Origin of the sequence: Enterobacter sp. SLBN-59, assembly GCF_024807915.1 — a bacterium.
GTDB classification, from domain to species: Bacteria; Pseudomonadota; Gammaproteobacteria; order Enterobacterales; family Enterobacteriaceae; genus Enterobacter; species Enterobacter asburiae_B.
In genome coordinates this window covers 2567651-2580070 of record NZ_JANUFI010000001.1, presented here as the reverse complement: position 1 = coordinate 2580070, position 12420 = coordinate 2567651, and the positions used below count along the sequence as shown (strand labels likewise).

The following is a 12420-nucleotide window of genomic DNA, read 5'->3' as shown; positions in this document are numbered from 1 at the left end:
TGGTGGTCATTCCGTTCACTTTATGTTCCTTGCTACTCTGTAACGACATGGCCTGTGAACGTGCCAGGGCGGCTCAATCGCCGCCGCCCTGGCGACCCGGGCTCCCGGCGGTAAATCGCCGCTTCGCGGATTGCTCGCCCCATCCCTGGGGCTCACCCTTTCAGGGCCAGCTCAGGCGCTGTCCAAAATTGCTCCCGGCAATTTTGTCCTCAGCTTATTCCTTCAGGCTATCGGGTCGGGCATGAGCCTGCATCCCTGCAGGCCACGCCCTCTCGGCGCATCCTTGCGCCTCGCCCCGGCCTTGCGGAAACGCTTCGGCGATTTACAACCGGACCAGGGCATCGCTGCAATTCATTAATTTTTCTGAAGAAATATTCATCGCTTCGAGTTGGAAAATTACTGAGGACCCCTCTCCCATAGGGAGAGGGAACAAACACGAAAAACGGCAACGTATGTTGCCGTTTTGTTTTTACTTGCTCAAATCCACCTGATAAATCGCGAACCCGATATCATCCGTTGCGACCTTCTTCATCGGATACTGGGCTTTATCCTTGATAAACGCGGCTGCTTTATCGGATGGCGACGTTTCAAAGCGGATATCCAGTTTCGTATCGCTGTGGATCGGCGCGAGACGCCAGTTGTTGTCCACCGCCGGATGAATTTCGCCCGCCTTCTTCGACTCCGCGCTGATCCACGCCGCCAGCACCGAGCGGTTCTCATCCGGCGAGGCAAAGGCGATGTGGCTATCTCCCGTACCGGCAAACTTACCGCCGTAGGCGCGGTAGTTATTGGTCACGACCAGGAAGGTGGCATTCGGGTCGATCGCCTTGCCGTTGAAGGTCAGGTTTTTGATGCGCTCCGCCTGCGGGTTGATCGCCTGACACTCGCCGTCATATTTCGCCGGCTGGGTGACGTCAATCTGGTAGTTCACGCCGTCGATCACGTCGAAGTTATAGGTACGGAAGCCGTCCCAGTTAATCAGCGACTGCGGCTTACTGCTGTGCGGGTCAATCTGGTTAAACTGTCCGGCAGAGCACTCCAGCCACTCTTTCACCTCCTGGCCCGTCGCTTTTACCACCACCAGCGTGTTCGGGTAGAGATAGAGATCGGCGGCGTTACGGAAGGTCAGCTGGCCCTTTTCGACTTCAACATAGCTTGCCGGGTCGTTCTTACGCCCGCCCACCTTGAATGGCGCAGCCGCTGACAGAACCGGCAGTTTTGCCAGATCCGGATCGCCCTGCACAAAGTGTTCCGCATAGGCTTTCTGCGCCATGTTGACGACCTGAACGGTCGGGTCGTCCTGCACCAGCGCCAGGAAGCTATACATGTTGTCGGCGGATTTGCCGATCGGCTTGCTGACGAATTCGCGCGTGGCGTCGTGATCGTGCTTCAGCACGTCGACCAGTTTTTTATCTTCCGCCGCCAGAGATTTTTTAGCCGCAGCGTCGTAAATCGGGCGCGCTTCGGCTTTTGACTGCGTCACCTTCCAGCTGCCGCCGTCGTTATTCAGCACTAGGTCCACCACGCCAAGATGGTCGCCCCACATGCCCGGCATCACCGAAGGCACGCCGTTGAGCGTCCCTTTCTCAATGTCCGCTCCTTTGATGCTGGCGAAATCTTTGCCCGGGAAGACCGCGTGGGCGTGGCCGAACAGGATCGCGTCGACGCCTGGGACTTCACTCAGATAGTAAACGGAGTTTTCTGCCATGGCCTGATACGGATCGGCGGAGAGGCCCGAGTGGGCGACAACGACCACCAGATCGGCGCCTTTTTCGCGCATTTCCGGCACGTATTTCCGCGCGGTTTCGGTGATGTCATTAACGGTCACTTTGCCGTCTAGGTTGGCTTTATCCCACGTCATGATCTGCGGCGGCACAAAGCCGATATAGCCGATTTTCAGCGTCTGTTTTTTACCGTCCTGGTCGACGACGTTTGTCTCTTTAATCAGGTAAGGGGTAAAGAGCGGCTTTTGCGTCTTAACGTCGATAATATTGGCGTTAACGTACGGGAATTTCGCACCGGCAAGGGCGTCATGCAGGTATTTTAGACCGTAGTTGAATTCGTGGTTGCCGAGGTTGCCGACGGTATAGTCCAGGGTGTTCATCGCTTTATAAACAGGATGGATCTCGCCTTTTTTCAGCCCCCTGGTCGCCATGTAATCCCCGAGCGGACTGCCCTGAATGAGATCGCCATTGTCGACCAGCACGCTGTTTTTCACTTCGCCACGCGCCGCATCGATCAGGCTTGCCGTGCGTACCAGACCGAATTTTTCCGTCGGGGTATCTTTGTAGTAATCGAAGTCCATCATGTTGCTGTGCAGATCGGTCGTTTCCAGAATACGCAGATCTACCGTCGCCGCCTGTACGCTTGCTGCAATCAGCGTCGCCAGAAGCGTTGCACTAAACTTAATCATCAGAGGAGTCCTTTTTTCGATGCAGAGCACAAAAGAGTATGTATCTATAGCTTGTTGCTTACAGAAATGTGAATCCTGACAGAAAAAAGTAACCTGAAACCGGAATTGCTTCACAGATAGCGGAATTGTTCACATTACGATATAACTAAAACAAAGAGTTAACCTCACTGCGTTAACAAAGAGGTGGAAAATGCTAGATAAAATTTGTCAGCTCGCACGGGATGCGGGAGATGCCATCATGCAGGTGTATGACGGCAGTAAACCTATGGAGGTGGTCAGCAAAGCCGACGACTCTCCGGTCACGGCGGCGGATATCGCGGCGCATAAGGTGATCCTGAAAGGATTACAGGCTTTAACGCCGGATATCCCCGTTCTGTCAGAAGAAGCGCCGCAAAGCTGGGACGAGCGCCAGCACTGGCAGCGTTACTGGCTGGTCGATCCGCTGGACGGGACAAAAGAGTTCATCAAGCGCAACGGTGAATTCACCGTCAATATCGCCCTGATTGAGAAGGGCAAAGCGGTGCTGGGCGTGGTCTACGCGCCGGTAATGAAGGTGATGTACAGCGCTGCAGAAGGGAAGGCGTGGAAGGAAGAGTGCGGCGTGCGCAAGCAGATCCAGGTGCGCGATGCGCGTCCACCGCTGGTGGTGATTAGCCGCTCGCACAGCGACAGCGAGCTGCAGGAGTACCTGCAGCAGCTGGGTGAACACCAGACCACCTCGATTGGCTCATCGCTGAAATTCTGCCTGGTGGCGGAAGGCCATGCGCAGCTCTACCCTCGCTTTGGGCCAACCAACGTCTGGGATACCGCGGCAGGTCATGCCGTTGCCGCGGCCGCCGGGGCGCATGTTCATGACTGGCAGGGCAAGCCGCTTGACTATACCCCGCGCGAATCCTTCCTCAACCCCGGCTTCCGCGTCTCTATTTACTGAGCCAGCAGCTTATGCAGCAGGTCGACAACCTGCTGCACCTCTTCCTGGGTTAACGCGCCGTCTTTCGCCCACTGTACGCGGCCCTCTTTATCCAGCACGATAATCGCGGAGCTCTCTTCTTCCAGCTGCCAGGCCTTACGGGTTACGCCGTTGCTGTCGACGATAAACTGCGACCACGGGTAGAGCTTTTTATTGCTCTCAAGGCTTGAGCGCACAAACATCCCGGAGCCCGGAATGGCGTCGTCGGTGTTAACAATGGTGGTCGTCTGGTAGCGGTCGTGAGGGAATTTTGCGGCCTTGATCGCTTCCACCAGGGTAGCATTTTTCTCTTTTGCGGATGTACGACCGGCAATATGTTGTACAACTCTCACTTTGCCCGCGAGCTGCGCGCTATTCCAGGGTTTGTAGCTAAACTTATCATTGTCGAGAATCAATTCTCCCCGGTCAGCAATGCCGACTGGCGGTACACGTTGTCCTTTTTCAATGTTGTGAGCGGAAGCCCACAGCGGCAGCAGCAGGCAGGCTGCTGCAAGGATATTACGTAGGGTCATGGCGTTTCCTTATTGTTTGCAGGTGATCCGACCACTTGGTCTTGCGCTTTTAATCATAAGTGCGATCAATGGGGTTTTCCCGCAATCCCGATGCCAGTTTGCGGGCGAACGCACATATCCATGAAAAAACGACGGCTTATACTGCGCCCGGTCACGCTTTGCAAAGATTATTCTGAATAATTGTAATCAAACGGTAAATAAACTTATGCACACTGGGTAACACCGTAGTTCTGGTCTATAGTCATTGGGCATTAAAATTTGCGCTCAGGACAGTCGGGCCGATTGTGGCACCGCAAGAGCGTATGATTCGCAGGAGATACAATAATGAAAATTTTCCAACGCTACAACCCGCTTCAGGTGGCGAAGTACGTGAAGATCCTGTTCCGTGGACGGTTGTACATCAAGGATGTTGGCGCTTTTGAGTTTGATAAGGGCAAGATCCTTGTCCCAAAAGTGAAGGACAAACAGCACCTGTCTGTGATGTCCGAAGTCAACCGTCAGGTTATGCGTCTGCAGACTGAGATGGCTTAACCAACGTGCTATGCAGTAGTTAAAAAAACGGCTCCCAATGGGAGCCGTTGATGTTTGTAGAGGCTGGTACTTTACGCCGACACCTTCTCTTCCGCGTCCGGCAGCTTCGGTACCAGTACGGTCGGTTTGTTATCGATGCGCGTCACCAGCAGCTGGTCGATGCGGTAGTTATCAATATCCACCACTTCAAACTTGTAGCCGGAGAACTTCACCGAGTCGGTACGTTTCGGGATCTTACGCAGCATAAACATCATAAAGCCGCCGATGGTCTCGTAGTTGCCGGACTGCGGGAACTCGTCGATATCCAGCACGCGCATCACGTCTTCAATCGGTGTGCCGCCATCAATCAGCCACGAATTATCGTCGCGCTGAACAATCTGCTCTTCCAGCCCCTGGCCAACCAGGTCGCCCATCAGCGTGGTCATCACGTCGTTCAGGGTGATAATACCCACCACCAGAGCGTATTCGTTCATGATAACCGCGAAGTCTTCCCCGGCGGTTTTGAAACTTTCCAACGCTTCTGAGAGCGTCAGGGTGTCCGGCACAATCAGGGTATTGCGGATCTGCACGCCGCTGTTAAGCGCCAGGCTCTGGTTTGCCAGCACGCGGTTCAGCAGGTCTTTGGAGTCGACGTAACCGATGATGTGGTCGATATCTTCATTACAGACCAGGAACTTAGAGTGCGGATGCTGCGCCACTTTGTTCTTCAGGCTCTGCTCATCTTCATGTAAATCGAACCAGATAATGTTTTCACGGCCCGTCATGGAAGACGGCACGGTACGGGATTCCAGTTCGAATACGTTCTCAATCAGCTCGTGCTCCTGCTTGCGCAGCACCCCGGCCAGTGCGCCGGCTTCCACCACCGCATAAATGTCGTCAGAGGTGATGTCGTCTTTACGCACCATCGGCAGCTTAAAGATGCGGAAAATGACGTTCGCCAGGCCGTTGAAGAACCACACCAGCGGACGAAACACGTACAGACAGAAGCGCATCGGGTTGATGATACGCAAAGCCACAGCTTCTGGCGCAATCATACCGATGCGTTTCGGGGTCAGGTCTGCAAAGAGGATGAACAGGCCGGTTACCAGCGAGAAGGAGAGGATAAAGCTCAGCTGTTCGGCCAGTTCAACGGACATGTACTTAACAAACAGACTATAAAACGCCGGAGAAAACGCCGCATCACCCACGATACCGCCGAGAATGGCGACCGCGTTGAGGCCAATTTGCACCACGGTGAAGAACATCCCGGGATTTTCCTGCATTTTCAGGATGCGGGTGGCATTGATGTTGCCTTCATCGGCAAGCAGCTTCAGTTTGATTTTACGGGACGCGGCCAGCGAGATCTCAGATATCGAGAAAAACGCGCTGACGGCAATCAGACAAAGTATTACTAAAATACTGTTTAACATAGTTTATCCGGCTTATCGCCAGATCCTCAGAAGGGGAGTTGATACCATTTGTGTGAAAACACATTGAAAATCAGCTCGTAGCGTTGAGCCGATTATTTCAGCGGGTAGTATAGCGTAAAGAGATGTAAATCTGCCAGAGGTCACAATTTGGCATAAAAAAGACCGGACAGCGTGGCGCTGTCCGGTACGGGCGACGATTTAACGGCTGATAATCAGGCCAGCTGTGGCGGCAGGCAGACGCCGATGCCCCCGATACCGCAGTAGCCGTACGGGTTTTTATGCAGATACTGCTGGTGATCGTCCTCGGCATAGTAGAACGGTTTCGCGGTGGTGATTTCCGTCGTCACCTCGCGCGTATCGCCCGCTTCACGCATGGCCTGCTGGAAACGCTCAAGGCTGGCGCGTGCGGCGGCATCTTGCTCGGGCGTGAGCGGATAAATGGCCGAACGGTACTGTGTGCCGTGGTCGTTGCCCTGACGCATGCCCTGCGCCGGGTCGTGGTTTTCCCAGAAGACCTGCAGGAGTTGCTCGTAGCTGATGACTGCAGGGTCATAGACCACGCGTACCGCTTCCGCATGCCCTGTTTCGCCGGAGCAGACTTCGCGATAGGTAGGATTCGGCGTGTAGCCGCCCGTGTAGCCAGCCGCCGTGCTGTAAACGCCGGGCAGCTGCCAGAAGAGGCGCTCAACGCCCCAGAAGCAGCCCATGGCGAACAGGGCGATTTCCATTCCCTCCGGCACGTTGGTCATGGAATGGTTATTGACGGCGTGTAAGGTCGCCACAGGCATAGGGGTGTTGCGTCCCGGTAATGCATCAGTTTGTGAAACCAGATGCTTTTTGTCGAATAAACTCACGATGGGGCCTCCCGGGGTGCGATGTTTCGGTTAAGGTTGTCACGAAGCGTTTAATTGAACACAATAAATGCGCTGAATGAGTCTAGATTTAATCATAAGAAATATTTGGGTGTTACACCCGTTTTCAACCCGTGATTTGGGTTTTTGGCCAACAGGCCGTATTTTGCCGCGGAGCGGTACTTCATTTGCTTCCAGGGTGGAAACAGGGATATTCAGGAGAAAACGTGACAAAAATCCGCCAGTTATGTTTAGTCAGTGTGTTGCTGACAAGCGGGATTGCCAGCGCGGCGAATGTCCGTTTGCAGGTTGAGGGGTTATCCGGGGCGCTGGAAAAAAACGTGCGTGCGCAGTTGTCGACCATCCAGAGTGATGAGGTGACGCCGGACCGGCGTTTTCGCGCGCGCGTGGATGACGCCATCCGTGAAGGGCTTAAAGCGCTGGGGTATTACGAACCCACCATTGATTTCGATCTTCGCCCGCCGCCAAAGAAGGGGCGCCAGGTTCTTATTGCCCGCGTTTCGCCGGGTGAGCCGGTATTGATTGGCGGCACGAACGTTATCCTGCGCGGCGGGGCGCGTACCGACCGGGATTACCTGGACCTGCTCAGCACGCGGCCGAAAATCGGTACCGTGCTTAACCACGGTGACTACGATCATTTCAAAAAAGAGCTGACGAACGTTTCCCTGCGTAAGGGCTACTTCGACAGCCAGTTCAATAAAAGCCAGCTGGGGATTGCGCTGGATCGGCGTCAGGCCTTCTGGGATATCGACTACGACAGCGGAGAACGCTACCGCTTTGGCGATGTGACGTTTGAAGGTTCGCAAATTCGTGAAGAGTATCTGCAAAACCTCGTGCCGTTCAAAAAAGGGGATTACTACCAGTCGAGGGACCTGGCGGAACTGAACCGTCGTCTTTCCGCTACCGGCTGGTTTAACTCCGTGGTTGTCGCGCCGGAATTTGATAAGTCTCGCAAAACGAAGGTGTTGCCGCTGCATGGCGTTGTCTCGCCGCGCACCGAGAACACCATTGAGACCGGTGTTGGCTACTCGACGGATGTTGGACCACGCGTGAGAACCTCGTGGAAAAAACCGTGGATGAACTCGTACGGTCACAGCCTGACCACCAGCCTGAGCCTCTCTGCGCCCGAGCAGCAGCTGGATTTCAGCTACAAAATGCCGCTGCTGAAAAATCCGCTTGAGCAATATTACCTTGTGCAGGGCGGTTTTAAGCGCACCGACTTGAACGACACCAAGCAGGACTCAACAACGCTTGCGGTCTCCCGCTTCTGGGATCTCTCCAGCGGCTGGCAGCGCGCCATTAACCTGCGCTGGAGCCTGGACCACTTTACCCAGGCCAACGTCACCAATACCACCATGCTGCTTTATCCGGGCGTGATGATCAGCCGTACCCGCTCGCGCGGCGGCCTGATGCCGAGCTGGGGCGACTCACAGCGCTACTCCATCGATTATTCCAACTCCGCCTGGGGCTCCGACGTGGATTTCTCGGTGATTCAGGCGCAAAACGTCTGGATCCGCACGCTGTACGACAAACACCGCTTTGTGATGCGCGGCAATCTCGGCTGGATTGAAACGGGAGACTTCGAGCGCGTTCCGCCGGATCTGCGCTTCTTCGCCGGGGGCGACCGCAGCATTCGTGGGTATAAGTACAAATCGATCTCACCTGAGAACGAGAAAGGCCAACTTACCGGTGCATCAAAACTGGCGACCGGATCGCTGGAGTATCAGTACAACGTCAGCGGAAAGTGGTGGGGCGCCATGTTTGTTGACGGCGGTGAGGCGGTGAACGATATCCGCCGCAGCGACTTCAAAACCGGCGCGGGCGTGGGCGTACGCTGGCAGTCACCCGTCGGGCCCATCAAGCTCGACTTCGCCGTGCCTGTCGGCGACAAAGAAGAGCACGGATTACAGTTTTACATCGGTCTGGGGCCTGAATTATGAGTTTATGGAAGAAAATAAGCCTCGGGGTGCTGATTTTTATCGTGCTGCTGCTCGGTACGGTGGCGTTTCTGGTGGGAACGACGACCGGGCTGCATCTGCTGTTTAACGCTGCGAACCGCTGGGTGCCGGGGCTGGAGATTGGCCAGGTAACGGGCGGCTGGCGCGACCTGCGTCTGAAGAATATCCGCTACGAGCAGCCGGGCGTGGCGGTGAACGCCGGGGAGTTCCACCTGGCGGTGAAGCTGGGCTGCCTGCGCGACAGCAAGCTCTGCGTCAACGATCTGTCGCTTAAAGACGTCAACGTGGCGATAGATTCGAAAAAAATGCCGAAGTCTGCGCCGGTCGAGGAAGAGGACAGCGGCCCGCTGAATCTCTCCACGCCGTACCCGATCGCGCTCTATCGGGTCGCGCTTGATAACGTCAATATCAAAATCGACGACACTACCGTGTCCGTGATGGATTTCACCTCCGGCCTGCGCTGGCAGGAGAAAAACCTCACCCTGACGCCGACGTCCCTGCAGGGCTTGCTGATCGCGTTGCCGAAGGTGGCCGACGTGGCGCAGGAAGAGATCGTCGAGCCGAAGATCCAGAACCCGCAGCCGGAAGAAAAGCCGCTGGGCGAAACGCTGAAAGATCTCTTCTCGAAGCCTGTCCTGCCGGAAATGACCGACGTTCACCTGCCGCTGAACCTCAACATCGAGGAGTTCAAAGGCGAGCAGCTGCGCCTGACCGGCGATACCGATCTGACGGTCTATAACATGCTGCTGAAAGTCAGCAGCATTGACGGCAACATGAAGCTCGACGCGCTGGATATCGACACCAACCAGGGCTCGGTGAATGCGTCAGGGAATGCCCTGCTGCGCGATAACTGGCCGGTGGACATCACGCTTAACAGTGCCCTCAACATCGATCCGCTGAAAGGCGAAAAGGTGAAGGTCAAAGTGGGCGGTGCGCTGCGCGATAAGCTGGATGTCGGGGTGAATCTCTCCGGCCCGGTGGACATGGTTCTGCGCGCGCAAACGCAGCTGGCGGAAGCCGGGCTGCCGCTCAATCTGGAGGTTGTCAGCAAGCAGCTTTACTGGCCGTTCACCGGCGAAAAGCAGTTCCAGGCCGATGATCTGAAGCTGAAGCTGAGCGGCAAGATGACCGACTACGCGCTCTCGTTCCGCACCGCGGTGAAGGGACAGGGCGTGCCGCCCGCGAACATCACGCTGGATGCGAAGGGCAACGAACAGCAGGTCAACCTCGACAAGCTGACCGTCGCGGCGCTGGAAGGCAAAACCGAGCTGACCGCGCTGCTCGACTGGCAGCAGGCGATCAGCTGGCGCGGCGAGCTGAAGCTGACGGGCATTAACACCGCCAAAGAGGTGCCGGACTGGCCGTCGAAGCTGGATGGCCTGATTAAAACCCGCGGCAGCCTGTACGGCGGTACGTGGCAGATGGACGTGCCGGAAATCAAGCTCACCGGGAACGTGAAGCAGAACAAGGTTAACGTTGAAGGCTCGGTGAAAGGCAACAGCTATCTGCAGTGGGTTATCCCGGGGCTGCACGTGGCGCTGGGCCGCAACACGGCGGATATCAAAGGCGAGCTGGGGGTGAAAGATCTCAATCTGGATGCCACCATCGACGCGCCGAATCTGGATAACGCCCTGCCGGGGCTGGGCGGCACGGCGAAGGGCCTCGTGAAAGTGCGCGGTACGGTGGAGGCGCCGCAGCTGCTGGCGGACATTACCGCCAATAACCTGCGCTGGCAGGAGCTGAGCGTTGCCCGCGTCCGCGTGGAAGGGGATGTGAAATCCACCGATCAGATCGGCGGTAGCCTGAACCTGCGCGTGGAGCGCATTTCTCAGCCGGACGTGAACATTAACCTGGTCACCCTGGACGCCAAAGGGAACGAGAAACAGCACGACCTCCAGCTGCGCGTGCAGGGCGAGCCGGTCTCCGGCCAGCTTCACCTTACCGGCAGCTTCGACCGCAAAGAAGAACGCTGGAAAGGGACGCTGGATAACACGCGCTTCAATACGCCGGTCGGGCCGCTGGCGCTCTCGCGATCCATTGCCCTCGACTATCGCAACGCTGAGCAGAAGATAAGCATTGGGCCACACTGCTGGACCAACCCGAATGCGGAGCTGTGCGTGCCGCAGACCATCGATGCGGGTGCGGAAGGGCGCGCGCAGATCAATCTCAACCGCTTCGATCTGGCGATGCTGAAGCCGTTTATGCCGGATACGACCCAGGCCAGCGGCGTCTTCAGCGGGAAAGCCGATGTGGCCTGGGACACCACCAAAGAGGGACTGCCGCAGGGCAGCGTCACGCTGTCCGGGCGTAACGTGAAGGTGACGCAGGAGGTCAACGACGCGCCGCTGCCGGTGGCGTTCGACACCCTGAACCTGAGTGCCGATCTGCATAACAATCGCGCACAGCTGGGGTGGACGATCCGCCTGACCAACAACGGTCAGCTGGACGGGCAGGTCCAGATTACCGATCCGCAGGGACGGCGTAATCTGGGCGGCAACGTCAACGTCCGTAACTTCAACCTGGCGATGGTGAACCCGATTTTCGCGCGCGGGGAAAAAGCGGAGGGCATGCTGAACGCTAACCTGCGCCTGGCCGGTAACGTGCAAAGCCCGCAGCTGTTCGGTCAGATGCGGCTCAGCGGCGTGGATATCGACGGTAACTTCATGCCGTTTGACATGCAGCCCAGCCAGATCGCGATGAACTTCAACGGCATGAGCTCGACGCTGAGCGGCTCGGTATTGACGCAGCAAGGGCAAATCAACCTGAGCGGCGACGCGGACTGGAGCCAGCTCGACAACTGGCGCGCCCGTATTGCCGCGAAGGGCAGCAAGGTGCGCATCACCGTACCGCCGATGGTGCGCCTGGACGTCTCGCCTGATGTGGTCTTTGAAGCCACGCCAAGCCTCTTCACGCTTGACGGACGCGTCGACGTGCCGTGGGCGCGCATCGTGGTTCACGACGTGCCGGAAAGCGCGGTCGGCGTCTCAAGTGATGAAGTGATGCTCAATGAAAATCTGAAACCTGTCGAACAGAAGAGCGCGGGCATACCGATCAATAGTAACCTCATCGTGCACGTGGGGAATAACGTGCGGTTGAATGCGTTTGGGCTGAAGGCGAGGCTCACGGGCGACCTGAAAGTCGCGCAGGATAAACAGGGGCTTGGCCTGAACGGGCAGATCACTATCCCTGAAGGACGTTTCCACGCCTATGGTCAGGATCTGATTGTGCGCAAAGGCGAGCTGCTGTTCTCCGGTCCACCGGATCAGCCCCTGCTGAACATCGAGGCGATTCGTAACCCGGAAGCGACGGAAGACGACGTCATTGCTGGCGTTCGCGTCACCGGCTCCGCCGACGAACCGAAGGCGGAGATCTTCTCTGACCCGGCGATGTCGCAGCAGGAAGCGCTCTCTTATCTGCTGCGTGGGCAAGGTCTGAACAGCGGACAAAGCGACAGTGCGGCGATGACCTCGATGTTAGTGGGTCTGGGGGTTGCACAAAGTGGGCAGGTTGTGGGTAAAATCGGCGAGACGTTCGGCGTAAGCAATCTGGCGCTGGACACCCAGGGCGTGGGTGACTCCTCGCAGGTGGTGGTCAGCGGCTATGTATTGCCGGGTCTGCAGGTAAAATATGGTGTGGGGATCTTTGACTCACTGGCAACTCTCACGTTACGCTATCGCCTGATGCCCAAGCTATATCTGGAAGCAGTGTCCGGCGTAGACCAGGCACTTGATCTGCTCTATCAGTTTGAGTTTTAG

General features: G+C 56.7%; 8 protein-coding genes. 4 read left to right on the top strand and 4 right to left on the bottom strand.

The window, feature by feature from the left end; translation table 11 throughout:
- Nucleotides 1–469: 469 nt before the first annotated feature.
- A complete protein-coding gene (locus M2422_RS12320; protein WP_064673132.1) occupies nt 470–2413 on the bottom strand; it encodes a bifunctional 2',3'-cyclic-nucleotide 2'-phosphodiesterase/3'-nucleotidase in 1944 nt (647 codons plus the stop codon).
- Between the two features lie 190 nt (nt 2414–2603).
- Here M2422_RS12320 and cysQ point away from each other — a divergent pair, with 190 nt between their 5' ends.
- Nucleotides 2604–3344 (top strand): 3'(2'),5'-bisphosphate nucleotidase CysQ, encoded by a 741-nt coding sequence (gene cysQ / locus M2422_RS12315; protein ID WP_023310160.1) that lies wholly within the window; start codon nt 2604–2606, stop codon nt 3342–3344.
- On the opposite strand, the gene M2422_RS12310 is transcribed toward cysQ, so the two are convergent.
- The gene (locus M2422_RS12310; RefSeq protein ID WP_033144484.1) at nt 3338–3895 is read right to left on the bottom strand and encodes a YtfJ family protein; all 558 of its coding nucleotides are present in this window, start codon (nt 3893–3895) and stop codon (nt 3338–3340) included. The genes cysQ and M2422_RS12310 overlap by 7 nt on opposite strands.
- A 324-nt stretch (nt 3896–4219) precedes the next feature.
- Here M2422_RS12310 and M2422_RS12305 point away from each other — a divergent pair, with 324 nt between their 5' ends.
- Nucleotides 4220–4426, top strand: a complete 207-nt coding sequence (locus tag M2422_RS12305) for a DUF1107 domain-containing protein (protein ID WP_008501430.1) — start codon at nt 4220–4222, stop codon at nt 4424–4426.
- Nucleotides 4427–4497: 71 nt separating this feature from the next.
- Here the strand turns inward: M2422_RS12305 and M2422_RS12300 are convergent, their stop codons facing one another.
- Both M2422_RS12300 and msrA read right to left on the bottom strand, forming a co-directional pair.
- The gene (locus M2422_RS12300; protein WP_032662457.1) at nt 4498–5835 is read right to left on the bottom strand and encodes a hemolysin family protein; all 1338 of its coding nucleotides are present in this window, start codon (nt 5833–5835) and stop codon (nt 4498–4500) included.
- Between the two features lie 212 nt (nt 5836–6047).
- Nucleotides 6048–6689 carry a peptide-methionine (S)-S-oxide reductase MsrA gene (gene msrA, locus M2422_RS12295; protein ID WP_029741954.1) on the bottom strand — a complete coding sequence of 214 codons (642 nt, stop codon included), beginning with the start codon at nt 6687–6689 and terminating at the stop codon, nt 6048–6050.
- A 224-nt stretch (nt 6690–6913) separates the two neighbouring features.
- Here msrA and tamA point away from each other — a divergent pair, with 224 nt between their 5' ends.
- Both tamA and tamB read left to right on the top strand, forming a co-directional pair.
- Complete coding sequence (tamA, locus tag M2422_RS12290; protein ID WP_064673133.1) at nt 6914–8647, top strand: autotransporter assembly complex protein TamA; 1734 nt, start codon at nt 6914–6916, stop codon at nt 8645–8647.
- Nucleotides 8644–12420, top strand: coding sequence for an autotransporter assembly complex protein TamB (tamB, locus tag M2422_RS12285; RefSeq protein ID WP_064673134.1), 3777 nt, complete (start codon nt 8644–8646; stop codon nt 12418–12420). Before tamA ends, tamB begins: the two co-directional genes overlap by 4 nt.